Origin of the sequence: Paraprevotella clara YIT 11840 (assembly GCF_000233955.1) — a bacterium.
GTDB classification, from domain to species: domain Bacteria; phylum Bacteroidota; class Bacteroidia; order Bacteroidales; family Bacteroidaceae; genus Paraprevotella; species Paraprevotella clara.
The window spans coordinates 118061-135651 of record NZ_JH376661.1 but is presented as its reverse complement, the minus strand read 5'-3'; the positions used below and the strand labels follow the sequence as shown (position 1 = coordinate 135651).

17 protein-coding genes and 5 tRNA genes are annotated in these 17591 nt (G+C 46.1%); 17 read left to right on the top strand and 5 right to left on the bottom strand.

Translation table 11 applies throughout. The features are described from left to right. Positions 1-54: 54 nt before the first annotated feature. The 5 genes from HMPREF9441_RS16820 to HMPREF9441_RS16800 form a co-directional block, all read right to left on the bottom strand. Positions 55-240, bottom strand: coding sequence for a hypothetical protein (locus HMPREF9441_RS16820; RefSeq protein WP_008623194.1), 186 nt, complete (start codon positions 238-240; stop codon positions 55-57). A 27-nt stretch (positions 241-267) separates the two neighbouring features. Continuing rightward, complete coding sequence (locus HMPREF9441_RS16815; RefSeq protein ID WP_008623193.1) at positions 268-2916, bottom strand: hypothetical protein; 2649 nt, start codon at positions 2914-2916, stop codon at positions 268-270. Between the two features lie 296 nt (positions 2917-3212). After that, complete coding sequence (locus HMPREF9441_RS16810) at positions 3213-3722, bottom strand: PH domain-containing protein (protein WP_008623191.1); 510 nt, start codon at positions 3720-3722, stop codon at positions 3213-3215. A 19-nt stretch (positions 3723-3741) separates the two neighbouring features. Next, positions 3742-4326: a gamma carbonic anhydrase family protein gene (locus HMPREF9441_RS16805; RefSeq protein WP_008623190.1), complete on the bottom strand. Its 585-nt coding sequence runs from the start codon at positions 4324-4326 to the stop codon at positions 3742-3744. Positions 4327-4329: 3 nt separating this feature from the next. Then, a complete protein-coding gene (locus HMPREF9441_RS16800) occupies positions 4330-6162 on the bottom strand; it encodes an aminopeptidase P family protein (protein ID WP_008623189.1) in 1833 nt (610 codons plus the stop codon). A 130-nt stretch (positions 6163-6292) separates the two neighbouring features. Here HMPREF9441_RS16800 and HMPREF9441_RS16795 point away from each other — a divergent pair, with 130 nt between their 5' ends. The 17 genes from HMPREF9441_RS16795 (at position 6293) to rpoB (ending at position 17565) form a co-directional block, all read left to right on the top strand. Continuing rightward, entirely contained in the window at positions 6293-7285 is a 993-nt protein-coding gene (locus tag HMPREF9441_RS16795) for a malate dehydrogenase (RefSeq protein ID WP_008623188.1), read from the top strand. A gap of 175 nt (positions 7286-7460) precedes the next feature. Continuing rightward, the gene (gene rpsU, locus HMPREF9441_RS16790) at positions 7461-7652 is read left to right on the top strand and encodes a 30S ribosomal protein S21 (RefSeq protein WP_008623183.1); all 192 of its coding nucleotides are present in this window, start codon (positions 7461-7463) and stop codon (positions 7650-7652) included. A gap of 66 nt (positions 7653-7718) precedes the next feature. Beyond that, on the top strand, positions 7719-8600 hold the full coding sequence (locus tag HMPREF9441_RS16785; protein ID WP_008623181.1) for a tyrosine recombinase XerC: 882 nt from the start codon (positions 7719-7721) through the stop codon (positions 8598-8600). 12 nt (positions 8601-8612) lie between these two features. Beyond that, positions 8613-8912, top strand: a complete 300-nt coding sequence (gene hpf / locus HMPREF9441_RS16780; protein WP_008623179.1) for a ribosome hibernation-promoting factor, HPF/YfiA family — start codon at positions 8613-8615, stop codon at positions 8910-8912. 89 nt (positions 8913-9001) lie between these two features. Beyond that, positions 9002-9075, top strand: a tRNA-Thr gene (locus HMPREF9441_RS16775). Positions 9076-9098: 23 nt separating this feature from the next. After that, positions 9099-9181: transfer RNA gene (locus tag HMPREF9441_RS16770), tRNA-Tyr, on the top strand. Positions 9182-9220: 39 nt separating this feature from the next. Continuing rightward, positions 9221-9293, top strand: a tRNA-Gly gene (locus HMPREF9441_RS16765). Positions 9294-9303: 10 nt separating this feature from the next. Next, positions 9304-9375, top strand: a tRNA-Thr gene (locus HMPREF9441_RS16760). A 47-nt stretch (positions 9376-9422) separates the two neighbouring features. Beyond that, complete coding sequence (gene tuf / locus HMPREF9441_RS16755) at positions 9423-10604, top strand: elongation factor Tu (RefSeq protein WP_008623178.1); 1182 nt, start codon at positions 9423-9425, stop codon at positions 10602-10604. A gap of 43 nt (positions 10605-10647) precedes the next feature. Continuing rightward, positions 10648-10720: transfer RNA gene (locus HMPREF9441_RS16750), tRNA-Trp, on the top strand. Positions 10721-10735: 15 nt separating this feature from the next. Beyond that, positions 10736-10927 (top strand): preprotein translocase subunit SecE, encoded by a 192-nt coding sequence (secE, locus tag HMPREF9441_RS18145; protein ID WP_008623176.1) that lies wholly within the window; start codon positions 10736-10738, stop codon positions 10925-10927. Between the two features lie 8 nt (positions 10928-10935). Then, positions 10936-11481: a transcription termination/antitermination protein NusG gene (gene nusG / locus HMPREF9441_RS16740; protein WP_008623174.1), complete on the top strand. Its 546-nt coding sequence runs from the start codon at positions 10936-10938 to the stop codon at positions 11479-11481. Positions 11482-11536: 55 nt separating this feature from the next. Further along, complete coding sequence (gene rplK / locus HMPREF9441_RS16735) at positions 11537-11974, top strand: 50S ribosomal protein L11 (protein ID WP_008623172.1); 438 nt, start codon at positions 11537-11539, stop codon at positions 11972-11974. A 21-nt stretch (positions 11975-11995) separates the two neighbouring features. Continuing rightward, entirely contained in the window at positions 11996-12694 is a 699-nt protein-coding gene (gene rplA, locus HMPREF9441_RS16730; protein WP_008623171.1) for a 50S ribosomal protein L1, read from the top strand. 14 nt (positions 12695-12708) lie between these two features. After that, positions 12709-13227, top strand: a complete 519-nt coding sequence (gene rplJ / locus HMPREF9441_RS16725; protein ID WP_008623170.1) for a 50S ribosomal protein L10 — start codon at positions 12709-12711, stop codon at positions 13225-13227. 38 nt (positions 13228-13265) lie between these two features. Further along, complete coding sequence (rplL, locus tag HMPREF9441_RS16720) at positions 13266-13643, top strand: 50S ribosomal protein L7/L12 (protein WP_008623169.1); 378 nt, start codon at positions 13266-13268, stop codon at positions 13641-13643. Between the two features lie 106 nt (positions 13644-13749). Beyond that, positions 13750-17565, top strand: a complete 3816-nt coding sequence (gene rpoB, locus HMPREF9441_RS16715; RefSeq protein ID WP_008623168.1) for a DNA-directed RNA polymerase subunit beta — start codon at positions 13750-13752, stop codon at positions 17563-17565. The last annotated feature ends 26 nt before the right edge of the window (positions 17566-17591 follow it).

The window sequence follows — 17591 nt, the reverse complement described above, 5'->3', positions numbered from 1 at the left end:
GCTACATGAGTGCGTAGGACAGCCTTTTAGAGTGATTGTGTTTAAAGAAACAGATTACCAGAGTTCCCAACCGTTGTTTCGGTTGGAATAAGCATCGCTGATACCGCTATCGGACGCATTGCCTCCGAAATCGAGGTCTAAACCGTCACCGGTACCATTTATTCCGCTACAAGCCATCATACCGTTTGATTCCATTTTCACAACTTTCACGTGGGGCATTTCATATATTTTCTTTTCCATTGTTTTGTTTGTTTATTATACGTTTTTTTATTTGATTATTTTTTCTCCGTCTATGATGTAGATACCGTGTTCCAACCCTTCGAGGGCATCGGCTCTTTTCACGTCGTTTTTTATTTTTATGCCGTTTATGGTATACACGTCTACAAGTTCTTTACTGTCTTTTGTCCCGTCGGATATTATTTCTTCTATGCCGGTCACCTTGCCGTCGATGTCGATGAGCAGGCGGTTGACACCTGCCATGGCCGCAGTCTGGTCTGCATTGATATATGCGCGGAAGCCTTTCAGCTTCACCTTATCCGTGTCGGCCAGATAGAACTTGTCGTCGTTGATGAAGTAAGCCCCTTGTGGAACCGTGGTGGCTGCATAGTTTCCGGTCATCGAGACGCCGTCCGCTGTAGAGCTGTTCGGTTGTCCGGCGTGGAGGTACACTTCGTCGGCTTTGATTTCGGTCACGTTTCCGGTGGGGCGTACGAGGTAAGGTTGGCCTGCCTCTACCGTTTCTGCCTTGTCAAACCGGAGCACGACGTTGCCGTCTTGTTGTGTGGTTTCAACCAGTCGTCTCAATTCGCCCAGTCCGTTTTTAGCGACTTGCCCGGCTGTCATGTCGAAAGGTATGCAGAACGTGTTCCATTTTCCGGGAACGAAGGAACGTTCTAACACGACGTTGGCATAAGTGTCTTTTGCTATGCCGTATTGCGTGTCGGTCTCTTTCAGGATGGCTTCATTGCCTAAGTATTCCAGTCGGGTCTGGGCAAGAATTGCCCAAGTGGCGGTGTTCTTCTCTCCGGCTTTGAGGCCTACGGTCAATTCTGTCTCCTCTGTGAGGATTTCGATTTCCACGGCATAACGCTCGAAGGTTCCGGATGTGAGAGGTACTTCTTGGTCGTTGATAAAGAGATACAGGTCGCCATCGTATCCTAAGTTCCGGTTTCCACTTCCCCAGACACATCCGGCGGTGTAGGCAGAGAACCTGTATTTTCCGGGAAGGACGGCTTGTGTTTTCTGCCAAATCAAGTTTTTACCGGTTTCCGGGATCCCAGTCCAGTAGGAGACACCGGCTCCGTTGTATGCTTCGCTGTGGAAGGCAGGGATATTTTCGATGTATCCGGAAGCACTGCCGCTGCGTTCCCAATATCGGTTCGTACCGTCTTGGCAGGCTGCGTCTTTCAGGAAAGTAGACGTGATGTCCGATGTCCCTAAATACTCCAAATGGGTTTGGGCCAAGATAGCCCATGTCACGGTGTTGTTGTCGCCTGCCTTGAGCCCGACTGTTATATTCGTTTCATTCGATGGAATTTCTGCTTCCACGGAGTAAACTCCGAAGGTCTCCGTGGTAATTTCCACGCTTTGTTCGTTGATGAAGAGGTATAATCCCCCGTTGTTGCCCGAATTGACGTTCCCGTTGCTCCATGTGCCTCCGGCTGCATAAGCCGTGAAACGGTATTTTCCCGGGCGGATGGGTTGCGTTTCTTGCCAGACGAGCATACGGTTGTTCTCGGGTTCGGAGTTCCAATATGAGATACCTTTCCCGTTGTAAAGGTCACTTTTGAAGGCTGGGATGTCTTCCACGTATCCGCCAGCCTTTCCGCTCCGGTTCCAATATCGGTCAGTGTTGTCTTGGCATTCGGCGTCTTTCAGTATGGTTGTCACGTCTGTTTTCACATTCCGTGGGAGCGAAGTGTGAAGGAATCTTTGTAAGCTCTCTTCCATTTGCTGCTGTGCCATGCGTACCTCTTCAGGGCTAGTCGCCTGTTCAAGGCTTTCCCTGCTGGCGGACAGGGATGATTCCAGGTTTGTACGGGCTTCACCGGTAGATTTGGAAGTGGACAAAAGCAGTTGCCCCTTTTCGAAGGTCTCTTTGGAACGGGCTTCGGCCAATGCGTTGTGCATGTCGATGTATTCAAGCATGGTTTGGTTGAGCGTGCTTATGGCCGTCAGGAGTTCTTCTGTTTCACCGGAAGGTTTCGTTTCGTCTACTGTTTTTTCTATTTTGCTTTTGTAGGGTTGGCTTATTTTTCCGGCATTTTTTAAAGCTTCTTCGGCCATGGCCTGATAGAGGCTTGACAAGTCATTACCTATATATATCAGTTTGAAATTGTCGAAACAGCACCATCTGCCTTGGCCGCCTTCTCTCCCTCTTATTCCGAAATCCAACGTTCCGTCAGTCACCAATACGTTGACCGTGTTGCCATATCGGCCATTCTCGAAGTTTTGGTTGGCTTCCGCTGTGGTGAACGGATATTGCCCGTTGTCGCTTCCGGTGCTTCCTGTTTCTTCATATAGGCTTTTGACCGGAAGTGCGTAATCGTTTCCATAGATTTCCCATAACAGGCTTTCGTTCCGGTCTCGGTGGGCCGTTCCGCCATCCGAATTTCTGTCTCGCCCGAAAGCATTGACTGTGATTTGATACCATCCGTTCGATAGCCCTGTCCGAGTTTGGTGGAAATTGAACGCGTTTTCATAGAATTCCACTACTCCGTTGGATGTTTTACACTTTCCTTCAATGTTCCAACCCTCGGTGTTGCCGTTGTCGAACTTGTTTTCTAAAATTATCTCTTCGGAAAATTCCCCGTTGTCGTTTGGAGAAACAGGAAAGCTTGCAGCGACGTTTCTCGGACTTGCTTTTGCGCAGCATGCCGCCATGAGAAACATCGCAAAAAAACTTGTTTTTTTCATGTCTAAATTTTTTTGTTTATATATAAGGTTATGATGTGTGATTAACCGGTGGTAAAATTATTCTGTTTGCCGGATATTGAATGTGCTTTTGGTTGCACGGAATGTAACAATGGTTTCATTTTCAAATGAAAACCGGGGAAAATGTGCTTGGGGAGTGACGAAAATGCAAAAATAGGATGTAAGGGACGTAGAGCTAAGGGTAAAAAAGTGGGCACAAATACGGAACTGCACCCCAAAAGTTAGACAAAAACTTTTGGGGTACAGTTCCGTGTTGGGATATAACCTTATGTTTCAGTCTAAAGTGGGTATTCGGTTTGTTCCAGCAGCTTCAACACCTCTTCATAGCGGTCGCAACTGACGACGTAACATTGGTTTGATGTTTTAATTTCAATCAGTGATTGGGTGTCTTTGACTGCTACGGTGAACTGTCCTGTCTTATCTTCCCAAAACTCTCCGGTGAGTCCGAAAAGCCCATAAACACCCCAACTTTTGATGGCACGGGTGAGCGTTTTTCTGTGGCGGGCATATAGGATTTCTTTTCGGGGGATGGTTATGGCACCGTATACTTTTCTGATGACAACCTTGTCTGCTGTCACTTCTACCTGTTTGATTTGGTTAAAATAGGAATATATGAATGCTACGATGACAAGACAGATACAGGCGTACAGAGCCACTGCAAGTCCTATGCCGGTTTGTCCTTTCATCAGCCGGCAGATGGCCGTAGCGGCGGCTGTCAGCAAGATGAAAGACATGAACCATGTGGTGCATAGCAGTCCGATAGAATAAGAGGATTTGAATTTTCTCATGATTTCACATGTTGACGTATTACCGTTGGGTAGCTTCGTCATACTCTTCCGATGTGGTGCAGTAATGTGTGTGTTCGGGATGGGCATCCGAACGGCGGTACCAGTCGGAATACATGACGTAGTGTTGGGCATAGCCTACATTGAGTTCCTTGGCTTGTTCGGGGTCTACCTTCTTGATGAATCTGGCCGGTACGCCTCCCCACAGCTCGCCGTCACCGATGACCGTATTCTTCAGGACCAAGGCGCCGGCGGCTACGATGGCGCCATGACCGACGACAGCGTGGTCCAGAATGGTGGACCCCATACCGATGAGGGCACCGCTTTTCACTTCGCAACCGTGCAGCGTGACATTATGCCCCACGGTCACGTCGTCGCCGATGACGATGGGGGCTTTGCCGTAAAGCGTATGCAGGCAAGAGCCGTCTTGGATGTTCACGCGGTTGCCGATTTTGATGAAATGTACGTCGCCGCGCAGGACGGCGTTAAACCATACGGTACAGTCGTCGCCCATGGTGACGTCGCCTATGATGGCTGCCCCTTCGGAGAAGTAGCAGTGCTTGCCGAACTTGGGAGTCAAGTTGTTGAGTTTCTTAATCAATGCCATATTTTATGATTTTTGAGATGGTTTTGTGTATTCGTATGGCCGGGTCGCTTCGCGGAGCCATGTGCGGTGTTCGTGGTCGAGCAACGGAGCCAATTGGTCGTACACCCGGCTGTGGTAACGGTTGAGCCATTCGATTTCCTCCGTGTCGAGCAAGGACCAGTCTATCGGTTTCATGTCGATGGGACAGAGGGTGAGTGGGTCGAACTGGAGGAATGTGCCGAACTCGGTTTCCCGATAGGGCAAGATGATCTGCGTGTTTTCGATGCGTATGCCATGCCGCCCTTCTTTGTAGATGCCCGGTTCGTTGGTCACGGTCATGTAGGGGAGGAGCGGGGACGGCATATAGTTCATGCGGATTTGATGAGGACCTTCGTGCACGCACAGGCAGGAACCCACACCATGTCCTGTGCCGTGAAGATAATTGATGCCTTCCTGCCACATGGCATAGCGGGCGCAAGCGTCGAGTTGCGTGCCGCTGCAACCTTGCGGGAACTTGGCACGGGCCAGTCGGATGTGTCCTTTCAATACTAAGGTATAGTCGTGGCGTTCCTCCTCGTTCACCGGGCCGAGGGCGATGGTGCGGGTGATATCCGTCGTGCCGTCTTCGTATTGCGCGCCCGAGTCGAGCAGCAACAGTCCCTTCGGTAGGAGTTCCAAATCGGTTTCCGGAGTAGGTTCGTAATGGACTACGGCACCGTGGTGGGCATATCCGGCAATGGTGTCGAAACTGTTACCGCAGAACAAATCCTGTTCACTGCGCAGTTCCTCCAGTTTACGGCTGATGCTAAGCTCTGTCTGTCCTCCGGCCTGTACCGCCGGTATGAGCCATTTCAGGAATTTCACCATGGCCACACCGTCGCGCAGCATGGCGCGGCGGTAGCCTTCCACCTCTGCCGGATGTTTTACGGCTTTGAGCAAGCCCACGGGGGATGCCGCGTCTACTACGGAGCATGTTTCGGGCAGGCTCCGGCAGAGGGCGTAGTTTGTGGTTTGGCAGTCTGTCCATATCCGCTTGCCGTCAAAACGTGACAAGTCGGGCAGGATGTCGGTATAGTTCTGTGTTTCCACACCGTATTCCTTCAGATGGGCAGAAACCTCTTCCGTGAGTTTCACCTTATTTATATATAAGGTACAGCGGGAGGGGGTAATCCATGTGTAAGCTACGAATACGGGCGTACAATGTACGTCCGTGCCGCGCAGGTTCAACGTCCAGGCTATTTCGTCGAGGGTGGACAGAATCAGCCCGTCGGCTTGCCGCCCGGCCATGGCCTCGCGGATGAGTGCGAGTTTTTCGGTTATGCTACGGCCTGCGAAGGCGGGCGGTTGTATTCTGACCGGTGAATCGGGTAGAGCCGGACGGTTCTTCCACAGCGTGTCAGCCGGTTGGTCTGCTATTTCAAGGTGCAGTCCGCAATGGGTGAGCTCTTCCCTGATGATGCGGATTTCGTCTGCGGAGTTGGTCCATGCGTCCATGCCCACGGTGCTTCCCGGCGGAAGAACCTCCGCCAGCCATTGCGTGACGGACGGCGTGCCCTCCAAACGTTCTTTCATCAAGCGGAACGGAGTGTCCTTCAGTTGTTCTTCCGCTGCGATAAAGTAGCGGGAGTCGGTCCACAGTGCGGCATCGTCCGATGTGACGACAGCCGTTCCGGCAGAACCGTTGAAGCCGGAAATCCATTCCCGTGTTTTCCAATACTCGGGAGGGTATTCGCTATGGTGCGGGTCTGTGCTGGGGAAAATATAGGCGGCCAATCCGTTTTTCCGTAAATGGAGCCTTAATTCGGCTACTCTTTTATTGATGTTTTTATTCATGATACTGTTTTGCCATTTGTGCATTACAAAAATATATTATTCTTGTTTAAGAAAAAAAATATTCCGCTTTTTAATTAGTAAGTCTGAACCTTTTTCTTTAATTTTGTGTGCGTAATAAAGAACTTCTAATTGTATCATATATAAAAAACAGAGTATGGAATTTTTGACGAATGACAAATTGGTGATTGTCGGTGCAGCCGGTATGATCGGTTCGAACATGGCACAGACTGCCCTGATGATGGGTTTGACTTCAAACTTGTGCTTGTATGACGTGTTCTCTCCTGAAGGCGTGGCAGAAGAAATGCGCCAGAGCGGTTTCGACAATGTGAACATCACGGCTACGACCAATGTGGCTGAGGCTTTCAAAGATGCCAAGTATATCATTTCTTCAGGTGGTGCTCCTCGTAAGCAGGGTATGACCCGTGAAGATTTGCTCAAGGGCAACTGCGAAATCGCAGAACAGCTCGGTAAGGATATCAAAGCCTATTGCCCCGATGTGAAGCATGTGGTCATCATCTTCAACCCGGCAGACTTGACCGGTTTGGTGACCTTGCTTTATTCCGGTTTGAAGCCTTCTCAGGTGACGACTTTGGCCGGTTTGGATTCTACTCGTTTGCAGAGCGCGTTGGCCAAGAAGTTCGGCGTGTTGCAAAGCAAGGTGACAGGTTGTGCTACATACGGCGGTCATGGCGAGCAGATGGCTGTGTTCGGTTCGGCCGTGAAGGTTGACGGCAAGCCTTTGAACGACTTGATCGGAACAGATGCGTTTACGGCAGAAGAATGGGAAACCATGAAAGTGGACGTGACCAAGGGAGGCGCTAAGATAATCGAACTCCGCGGACGTTCTTCTTTCCAGAGCCCTTCTTATCTTTCAGTAGAAATGATTCGTGCGGCTATGGGTGGTGAGAAGTTCCGTTGGCCGGCCGGTACATACGTAAAGACAGACAAGTACGATCATATCATGATGGCTATGAATACGACCTTGGACGCAAACGGCTGTCATTATACGATGCCCGAAGGAACGGCCGAAGAAATTGCCAAATTGGATGCCAGCTACGCACACCTTTGCAAGATGCGCGACGAACTCGTGACATTGAATATTGTTCCTGCTATTTCAGAATGGAGCAAAATCAATCCGAATCTGTAATCGGTTGATGCCAATAAGGTTTAGAAGGTGCATATCTCGACGGGATATGCACCTTTTTTAAGGTTTGTGTCATAGAAAAAACGTGTTTTCTTTGTCGATTCAAAAAACATTGTTTAATTTTGCACCGCATTTTGCAAAAATAGTATTCATACATTATTATTAAAAACAAAAAAACATGATTGTAGTACCTGTAAAAGAAGGCGAGAACATCGAGAGAGCGCTGAAGAAATTCAAAAGAAAATTTGAAAAGACTGGTGTCGTAAAGGAATTGAGACGCAGACAACAGTTTGACAAACCTTCAGTGGTCAACAGACTCGCTAAAGAACGTGCGATTTACGTTCAGAAAATGCAACGTGTAGAAGAATAATTTAGCTGTTTTTCTTTGAACTTTCATTTTTATTTCCTATATTCGTTGTCGTAAAAGCAACGAGGTATGTGGACAGAAGCTTTTTTGGAATATTTGACGCTTGAACGGAATTATTCGTTGAGGACGGTCGAAGAATACCGCGACGATTTGAATGCGTTTGAATCGTATTATAAGAAGGTGGATTCCACATTGTCTTGGGAAACGATAGACGGAGATGTCGTGAGAGATTGGATGGTCTCGATGATGGAGGCAGGTCGTACGGCTACTACGGTTAACCGTAGATTAAGTGCCTTGCGTACGTTTTATCGGTATTTATTGAAACGGGATTGGATAAAAGTAGATCCTGTGAGAAATATACAAGGCCCCAAGAAGAAGAAACCATTGCCGGTGTTTCTAAAAGAAAGTGAAATGGATCGCCTGTTAGACGGTGAATTCTTCGGCAGTGATTTCTTAGGCAAAAGAGATAAGCTGATAGTGAATACGTTTTATGTGACAGGAGTCCGCCTTTCTGAGTTGACAGGCCTGAATAATCAGGATGTGGATTTGTGGGGAGGCGTGATAAAAGTGACAGGGAAACGGAATAAGCAAAGGATTGTTCCTTTCGGTAGAGAACTGGAAGCATTGCTCAGGACATATCTGGATGAGAAATCATCTTTAGGTATGGAAGATGGGGGTGCGATGTTCGTGGACGAAAAGGGAGAGCGGCTTACGAATGTAAAGGTGCGGAATCTTGTACGGCATTATTTAGGAATGGTGACTACACAGAAGAAAAGGAGTCCGCACGTATTACGGCATACTTTTGCAACCTCGATGCTGAACCATCATGCAGATTTAGAATCTTTAAAAGAGTTGTTGGGGCATGAGAGTATTTCTACTACGGAGATCTACACGCACACAACTTTTGAGGAATTAAAAGAAATGTATAACCAGGCTCATCCAAGAGCTTAAAAAGACAAGACTATGGAAGTAAAAATTCAGGCAATTCATTTTGATGCCACAGAGAAACTCCAAGAGTTTATCGAGAAGAAAGTAGCAAAGTTCGGAAAATTTAGCGAAGAAATAAGAAAGGTAGAGGTGTCATTAAAGGTCGTAAAGCCCGAAACCTCCATGAATAAAGAGGCATCCATCAAGGTTTTGGCCTCGACAGGAGAGTTTTTCGCGGAGAAAGTTTGCGACACATTTGAAGAAGCAGTAGATGTTTGTTTGGATGCGTTGGTACGCCAATTGTCCAAATATAAGGAAAAACAAAGAGATCATTAAAAAAAAAGAGATTTTTATTTGTGATTTCAAAAAATAGACTTAACTTTGCAGCCGTTTAAGGCATGTCGTTAGATGTGTAGGCTGCAAACGCCTCTTTAGCTCAGTTGGCCAGAGCACGTGATTTGTAATCTCGGGGTCGTTGGTTCGAATCCGACAAGAGGCTCAAACAAAGCTAATGCGAAAAAAGGGCAAATACCAGAGTGGCCAAATGGGGCAGACTGTAAATCTGCTGGCTTACGCCTTCGGTGGTTCGAATCCATCTTTGCCCACGCTCATTGAAAGTCTTGAAAAGGCTAAATAATGAAACTGCGGAAATAGCTCAGTCGATAGAGCACTAGCCTTCCAAGCTGGGGGTCGCGGGTTTGAGTCCCGTTTTCCGCTCTAATTTTTTGCTGTTATAGCTCAGCGGTAGAGCACTTCCTTGGTAAGGAAGAGGTCCCGAGTTCAAGTCTCGGTAACAGCTCGGATGAGCATTAGATTATTCATTAATTAAATAAAAAGGAAAAAGCTATGGCTAAAGAGAAGTTTGAGCGTACCAAACCTCATGTAAACATTGGTACTATCGGTCACGTAGACCACGGAAAGACTACTTTGACTGCTGCTATTACTACAGTATTGGCAAAGAAAGGTTTGTCAGAAGTAAAATCGTTCGATCAGATCGATAACGCTCCCGAGGAAAAAGAGCGTGGTATTACTATCAATACTTCACACGTTGAGTATGAAACTGCAAACCGTCACTATGCACACGTTGACTGCCCGGGACATGCCGACTATGTAAAGAACATGGTAACTGGTGCTGCGCAGATGGATGGTGCTATCATTGTAGTTGCTGCAACTGATGGTCCGATGCCTCAAACTCGTGAGCACATCTTGTTGGCTCGTCAGGTAAACGTTCCGCGTTTGGTCGTATTCTTGAACAAGTGCGATATGGTTGACGATGAAGAAATGTTGGAGCTCGTTGAGATGGAAATGCGTGAGCTGTTGGCAGCTTATGACTTCGAAGAAGATACTCCGATTATCCGTGGTTCTGCTTTGGGTGCCTTGAATGGTGTTCCTGAATGGGAAGATAAGGTAATGGAACTTATGGACGCTTGTGATACTTGGATTCAGGAGCCGGTTCGTGACGTTGAAAAGCCTTTCTTGATGCCGGTTGAGGACGTATTCTCTATTACTGGTCGTGGTACTGTAGCAACTGGTCGTATTGAGACTGGTGTCGTGAAAGTAGGTGATGAAGTTCAGATCCTCGGTTTGGGCGAAGACAAGAAGTCTGTGATTACCGGTGTAGAAATGTTCCGTAAGTTGTTGGACGAAGGTGAAGCTGGTGATAACGTTGGTTTGTTGCTTCGTGGTATCGATAAAACAGAAATCAAGCGTGGTATGGTAATTACTCATCCGGGTTCTATTACTCCTCACTCTGGTTTCAAGGCTTCTATCTACGTTTTGAAGAAAGAAGAAGGTGGACGTCACACTCCGTTCGGAAACAAATATCGTCCTCAGTTCTATCTGCGTACTATGGACTGTACAGGTGAAATTCACTTGCCGGAAGGAACTGAAATGGTAATGCCGGGTGATAATGTAGAAATTACAGTACACTTGATTTATCCGGTAGCCTTGAACGTAGGTTTGCGTTTCGCTATCCGCGAAGGTGGACGTACAGTAGGTTCTGGTCAGATTACTGAAGTTTTTGACTAATTTAAGGTCATCATAGGCTCTCTCTCTTAGGGGAGAGCCACTTACGGGAGTAGCTCAGTTGGTAGAGCACCGGTCTCCAAAACCGGGTGTCGGGAGTTCGAGCCTCTCCTCCCGTGCTAATAATAAAGAATATGTTTAAGAAGATCTTTAAATATTGTAAGGAATCTTATGATGAGCTTGTCCATAAAACAACTTGGCCGACTCGTTCAGAACTTACTAACAGTGCAGTCGTAGTATTATCTGCTTCCCTACTCATTGCACTGGTTGTTTTCGCTATGGACTTCGTGTTCCAAAGCGCAATGGAAGTTATTTATCCTAATTAAGTAGAGAGATGGCTGATACTGAAATGAAATGGTACGTTATGCGTGCCGTGAGTGGAAAGGAAAGCAAGGTGAAGGAGTACATTGATGCCGAAATTAAAAAAGGTGACTTTGGAAAATTCGTCTCTCAGGTGTTGATACCGACAGAAAAAGTAGTTCAGGTTCGTAATGGTAAACGTATTGTTAAGGAGCGTAATCATTTACCGGGCTATGTGTTGGTAGAAGCAGCTTTAGTGGGTGAGATACCTGTATTGTTGCGTAATACACCAAACGTATTGGGCTTTTTGGGTGAATCTAATAGTAACCCTACTCCGTTGCGTCAGTCTGAGGTTAATCGTCTTTTAGGTGCTGTTGACGAAATGCAAGATGTACCAGAAGAAGTGTTGATACCTTATACTGAAGGGGAAACGGTTAAGGTAACAGAAGGACCTTTTAGTGGTTTTTCTGCCGTAATCGAGGAAGTGAATAACGAAAAGAAGAAGCTGAAAGTAATGGTCAAGATCTTCGGCCGTAAAACGCCGTTGGAATTAGGTTTTATGCAAGTAGAGAAAGAATGATGCGTTTTGTTACGCGTATTGTTCTTGAATATCAAATTCAATAAATAACAAAAAAATGGCTAAAGAAGTTGCTGGATTAATCAAATTACAGATTAAAGGAGGCGCTGCAAATCCATCACCCCCAGTAGGTCCTGCTTTGGGTTCCAAGGGTATCAATATCATGGATTTCTGTAAAGCATTCAACGCCAGAACGCAGGAGAAAGCCGGCAAGGTGCTCCCGGTGGTAATCACCTATTATACTGATAAGTCATACGACTTTATCGTAAAGACTCCTCCCGTAGCAGTACAGTTGATGGAGATTGCGAAGTTAAAAGGTGGTTCTGCAGAGCCGAATCGTAAAAAGGTTGCTGAAATCTCTTGGGAGCAAGTGCGTACGATCGCTCAGGATAAAATGCCTGATTTGAATTGCTTTACAATAGAAGCTGCGATGAAATTGGTTGCAGGAACAGCAAGAAGTATGGGTATCACTGTAAAAGGAGACTTCCCGGGTTAATAATTAAAATCTTCAATTAAAATGAGTAAACTGACAAAAAATCAGAAGTTGGTCGCTGACAAGATTGAAGCAGGGAAAGCATACTCTTTGAAAGAAGCTTCTCAGTTGGTTAAGGATATTACGACAACCAAGTTTGATGCTTCCGTAGACATTGATGTACGTTTAGGTGTGGATCCCCGTAAAGCCAATCAGATGGTGAGAGGTGTTGTGTCTCTGCCAAATGGTACGGGTAAAGTTACGCGGGTTCTTTGCTTGTGTACTCCGGATGCTGAAGCTGCTGCTAAGGAAGCAGGCGCTGACTATGTAGGTCTTGATGAATATATCGAGAAGATAAAAGGCGGTTGGACTGACGTGGATGTCATTATCACTATGCCTTCAATAATGGGAAAAATTGGTGCCCTCGGTCGTGTACTCGGTCCTCGTGGATTGATGCCTAACCCGAAGAGTGGTACTGTAACTATGGATGTGGCCAAGGCTGTAAGAGAAGTGAAACAAGGTAAGATTGACTTTAAAGTAGATAAATCAGGTATTGTACACACTTCTATAGGTAAGGTTTCTTTTACTGCTGAGCAAATTGCACAGAATGCGAAAGAGTTTATTTCAACTATCAATAAGTTGAAACCTACAGCCGCTAAGGGTACCTATATTAAGAGTATTTATCTTTCAAGTACGATGAGCCGCGGTATCAAGATTGACCCGAAGGCTGTTGAGGAAATTTAAAAAGTAATTGAATCATGAGAAAGGAAGATAAAGGTAATATTATAGCCCAGCTTGGCGAAGTCTTGAATGAGTATGCTCATTTCTATCTGGTTGATGTGACGGGATTGAATGCTGCGACAACCAGTGCGATGAGAAGAAAATGTTTTCAGTCTGAAATTAAAATGGTAGTTGTGAAGAACACATTACTTCACAAAGCTTTGGAAGCAGCTGAGACAGATTATACTCCTTTGTACGATTGCTTAAAGGGTACGACTGCTGTGTTGTTTGCAAACACGGCAAATGCCCCTGCAAAGTTGTTGAAAGATTTTACTAAGGATGGAATGCCCGCATTGAAGGCGGCTTATGCTGAAGAAGGTTTCTATGTAGGTGCAGACCAACTCGAAGCTCTTACGGCTATCAAGAGCAAGGATGAAGTTATTGCTGAGATTGTGGCTTTGTTGCAGTCACCGGCGAAGAACGTACTTTCTGCTCTTCAATCAGGTGGAAACACTATTCATGGAGTTCTCAAAACTCTCGGTGAAAGACCCGAATAAATTAAATTAGTATCAAACAAATAAAAAATAGAATAAAAATGGCAGATTTGAAAGCTATTGCTGAAGAATTGGTAAATTTGACAGTTAAGGAAGTTAATGAATTGGCAACTATCCTGAAGGATGAGTACGGAATTGAACCTGCTGCTGCAGCTGTTGCTGTTGCTGCTGGTCCTGCTGCTGGTGGCGCTGAAGCTGCTGCTGCAAAAGATTCTTTCGATGTAGTATTGAAGAGTGCAGGTGCAGCTAAGTTGCAGGTAGTTAAGGCTGTGAAAGAAGCTTGCGGCCTTGGCTTGAAAGAAGCCAAAGAAATGGTTGACGGTGCTCCCAGCGTATTGAAGGAAGGAATGCCGAAAGCTGATGCTGAAGCTTTGAAGAAGACTCTCGAAGAAGCTGGTGCTGAAATCGAGTTGAAGTAATTAAAAGCCTGTATTAGCAGGTTTATCGGTAAAGAATCCTCTGGTAGAGGGTTCTTTACCTTTTTGTGTCTAAAACTATCAACAAGTTCAACTAATAATAATATAGATGTCTTCTAATCTTGTAAATCAGAGAGTTAACTTTGCAACAGTTAAGAGTCCGATGCCTTATCCGGATTTTCTTGATGTGCAATTGAAGTCGTTTAAGGACTTCCTGCAGTTGGATACTCCTCCTGAGAAACGTAAAAACGACGGCTTATATAAAGTCTTCTCAGAGAATTTCCCAATTGCCGATACGCGTAATAACTTCGTTTTGGAGTTCCTTGATTATTATATTGATCCTCCCCGCTATACAATTGAAGAGTGTTTAGAGCGTGGGCTCACCTATAGTGTGCCGCTCAAGGCCAAATTGAAGTTGTATTGTACCGACCCGGATCACGAAGACTTTGATACGGTTATTCAGGATGTGTTCTTAGGTCCTATTCCTTATATGACCGATAATGGAACTTTTATTATTAACGGAGCTGAACGAGTTGTAGTTTCCCAATTACATCGTTCTCCGGGTGTTTTCTTCGGTTCAAGTATTCATGCGAATGGGACGCAACTATATTCGGCACGTATCATTCCATTTAAAGGTTCATGGATTGAATTTGCTACAGACATCAATAATGTCATGTATGCGTATATCGACCGTAAGAAGAAATTGCCTGTTACGACTTTGTTGCGTGCCATAGGTTTCGAGGACGACAAGGATATTCTGGAGATTTTCAATTTGGCGGAAGAAGTCAAAGCGACGAAAACCAATTTAAAGAAATACATTGGTAAGAAGTTAGCTGCACGTGTGCTGAAGAGCTGGATTGAAGATTTCGTGGATGAAGACACGGGTGAGGTGGTTTCAATAGAGCGTAATGAAGTCATCTTAGACCGTGAAGCTATATTGGACGAAGACAATATTTGTATCATTTTAGATAGCGGTGTTCAAAGTGTGTTGTTGCATAAGGAAGAGATAAATACGTCTGATTATTCTATCATCTTCAATACACTTCAGAAGGACCCGAGTAATTCTGAAAAGGAAGCTGTATTATACATTTACCGTCAGTTGCGTAACGCCGACCCCGCAGATGATGCCAGTGCACGTGAGGTCATCAATAACTTGTTCTTTTCAGAGAAACGTTATGATTTGGGTGAAGTGGGACGCTACCGTATCAATAGAAAGCTGAATCTTTCTACGGATATGGATGTCCGCGTATTGACGAAAGAAGATATTATCGAGATTATCAAGTATCTGATAGAGTTGATAAACTCAAAGGCACTTGTCGATGACATCGACCATTTGAGCAACCGTCGTGTAAGGACTGTAGGCGAACAATTAAGCAATCAGTTTGCTATTGGTTTGGCTCGCATGAGTCGTACGATTCGGGAACGTATGAATGTACGTGACAACGAAGTCTTTACTCCGACGGACTTGATTAATGCGAAGACCATTTCTTCCGTGATTAATTCTTTCTTCGGAACCAATGCCCTTTCGCAATTCATGGACCAGACCAACCCTCTGGCAGAGGTAACGCACAAACGTCGTTTGTCTGCCCTCGGTCCTGGCGGTTTGTCTCGTGAACGTGCCGGTTTCGAAGTGCGTGACGTACACTATACACACTATGGCCGTTTGTGTCCTATCGAATCTCCTGAAGGACCGAACATCGGTTTGATTTCTTCTTTGTGTGTATATGCCAAGATTAACGACCTCGGTTTCATTGAAACCCCTTACCGTAAGGTGCAAGACGGAGTGGTTGATTTATCATTGGAAACCGGTATTGAATATTTGACAGCAGAAGAGGAAGAAGGCAAGATTATCGGACAGGGTAATGCACCGTTGAATGATGACGGTACGTTTATCCGTAAGAAAGTAAAGTGTCGTCAGGATGACGATTATCCGGTTGTTCCCCCTTCTGATGTGAATCTGATGGACGTGGCTCCGCAGCAGATTGCTTCTATTGCCGCATCTTTGATTCCGTTCTTGGAGCATGACGACGCGCACCGTGCGTTGATGGGTTCAAACATGATGCGCCAGGCCGTGCCTTTGTTGCGTAGCGAATCTCCGATTGTAGGTACCGGTATAGAAAAACAGGTATGTGAGGATTCCCGTACGATGATTACGGCTGAGGGTGATGGCGTGATTGAATATGTGGACGCTACGACCATTCGTATTTTGTACGACCGTACGGAAGAAGAAGAGTTCGTAAGTTTCGAGCCTGCGTTGAAAGAATACCGCATCCCGAAGTTCCGTCGTACAAACCAGAATATGACGATTGACCTTCGTCCTATCTGCGATAAAGGCCAACGCGTAAAAGCCGGGGACATTTTGACGGAAGGTTATTCTACCCAGCAAGGAGAACTGGCTTTGGGTAAGAACCTTTTGGTGGCTTACATGCCATGGAAAGGCTATAACTATGAGGATGCCATTGTGCTGAACGAGCGCGTGGTACGCGAAGATATTTTGACTTCAATCCATGTGGAAGAATTCTCGTTGGAAGTTCGTGAAACGAAACGTGGAGTGGAAGAGTTGACGGCTGATATTCCGAATGTAAGCGAAGAAGCTACTAAAGATTTGGATGAGAATGGTATTGTCCGCGTCGGTGCCCGCATTCAGCCGGGTGATATTATGATCGGTAAGATTACTCCGAAGGGTGAGAGCGATCCTTCGCCCGAAGAGAAGCTGCTGCGTGCCATTTTCGGTGATAAAGCCGGTGATGTGAAGGATGCTTCTTTGAAAGCTTCTCCGTCATTGAATGGTGTGGTGATAGATAAGAAGTTGTTCTCCCGTGCCATCAAGACACGTGCTGCCAAGGCTGCGGACAAACTGATTCTTCCGAAAATAGACGAGGAATTCAACAGCAAGGTTGAAGATTTGAAGGCCATTTTGATAGACAAATTGTTGGAGCTGACGAAAGACAAGGTTTCACAAGGCGTGAAAGATTATATGGGTAGCGACGTGATTGCTTCGGGACGTAAGTTTGCGGCTTCCGCTTTGGAAGGACTCGATTTTACGACGATACAGTTAAGTGGCTGGACGGACGACGAGCATCTGAACGGTTTGATATCTCAACTGATTATAAACTTCCTGAAGAAATACAAGTTGCTTGATGCCGAACTGAAACGTAAGAAGTTTGCGATTACGATTGGTGATGAATTGCCTTCGGGTATCATTCAGATGGCTAAGGTTTATATCGCCAAGAAACGTAAGATCGGTGTCGGCGACAAGATGGCCGGACGTCACGGAAACAAGGGTATCGTATCAAAAATCGTACGTCAGGAAGACATGCCGTTCTTGGCTGACGGAACGCCGGTCGATATCGTTTTGAATCCGTTGGGTGTGCCTTCTCGTATGAACATCGGTCAGATTTTCGAGACTGTTTTAGGGGCTGCCGGAAAAGAACTTGGAGTGAAGTTTGCCACTCCGATTTTCGATGGTGCTACGTTGGATGACTTGTGTGAATGGACCGATAAGGCCGGTTTACCGCGCTATTGCTCTACGCAGTTGTATGACGGTGAGACCGGTGAGAAGTTCGACCAGTTGGCCACTGTCGGTATTGCTTATATGCTGAAGTTAGGTCATATGGTAGAAGACAAGATGCACGCCCGTTCCATCGGTCCGTATTCATTGATTACCCAACAGCCGCTCGGAGGTAAGGCGCAGTTCGGTGGGCAGCGTTTCGGAGAAATGGAAGTCTGGGCCATCGAGGCGTTCGGTGCATCTCATGTGCTACAGGAAATTTTGACTATCAAGTCGGACGATGTGGTAGGCCGTTCGAAAGCATACGAAGCGATTGTCAAGGGCGAGCCGATGCCAACTCCGGGTATTCCGGAATCACTGAATGTGTTGCTCCACGAGCTGAGAGGCTTGGGGTTGAGCATTACGCTTGAATAACAGTTGAACTCTTTTATTAATAACAG

Bases quoted from the DNA above. Each gene is read 5' to 3' on its own strand.
- HMPREF9441_RS16810 (WP_008623191.1), bottom strand. From the start codon at position 3,722: ATGAGAAAATTCAAATCCTCTTATTCTATCGGACTGCTATGCACCACA.
- rplJ (WP_008623170.1), top strand. From the start codon at position 12,709: ATGAGAAAGGAAGATAAAGGTAATATTATAGCCCAGCTTGGCGAAGTC.
- tuf (WP_008623178.1), top strand. From the start codon at position 9,423: ATGGCTAAAGAGAAGTTTGAGCGTACCAAACCTCATGTAAACATTGGT.
- HMPREF9441_RS16815 (WP_008623193.1), bottom strand. From the start codon at position 2,916: ATGAAAAAAACAAGTTTTTTTGCGATGTTTCTCATGGCGGCATGCTGC.
- rplL (WP_008623169.1), top strand. From the start codon at position 13,266: ATGGCAGATTTGAAAGCTATTGCTGAAGAATTGGTAAATTTGACAGTT.
- rplA (WP_008623171.1), top strand. From the start codon at position 11,996: ATGAGTAAACTGACAAAAAATCAGAAGTTGGTCGCTGACAAGATTGAA.
- HMPREF9441_RS16805 (WP_008623190.1), bottom strand. From the start codon at position 4,326: ATGGCATTGATTAAGAAACTCAACAACTTGACTCCCAAGTTCGGCAAG.
- HMPREF9441_RS16785 (WP_008623181.1), top strand. From the start codon at position 7,719: ATGTGGACAGAAGCTTTTTTGGAATATTTGACGCTTGAACGGAATTAT.
- hpf (WP_008623179.1), top strand. From the start codon at position 8,613: ATGGAAGTAAAAATTCAGGCAATTCATTTTGATGCCACAGAGAAACTC.
- rpoB (WP_008623168.1), top strand. From the start codon at position 13,750: ATGTCTTCTAATCTTGTAAATCAGAGAGTTAACTTTGCAACAGTTAAG.
- HMPREF9441_RS16820 (WP_008623194.1), bottom strand. From the start codon at position 240: ATGGAAAAGAAAATATATGAAATGCCCCACGTGAAAGTTGTGAAAATG.
- HMPREF9441_RS16800 (WP_008623189.1), bottom strand. From the start codon at position 6,162: ATGCACAAATGGCAAAACAGTATCATGAATAAAAACATCAATAAAAGA.
- rpsU (WP_008623183.1), top strand. From the start codon at position 7,461: ATGATTGTAGTACCTGTAAAAGAAGGCGAGAACATCGAGAGAGCGCTG.
- secE (WP_008623176.1), top strand. From the start codon at position 10,736: ATGTTTAAGAAGATCTTTAAATATTGTAAGGAATCTTATGATGAGCTT.
- rplK (WP_008623172.1), top strand. From the start codon at position 11,537: ATGGCTAAAGAAGTTGCTGGATTAATCAAATTACAGATTAAAGGAGGC.
- nusG (WP_008623174.1), top strand. From the start codon at position 10,936: ATGGCTGATACTGAAATGAAATGGTACGTTATGCGTGCCGTGAGTGGA.
- HMPREF9441_RS16795 (WP_008623188.1), top strand. From the start codon at position 6,293: ATGGAATTTTTGACGAATGACAAATTGGTGATTGTCGGTGCAGCCGGT.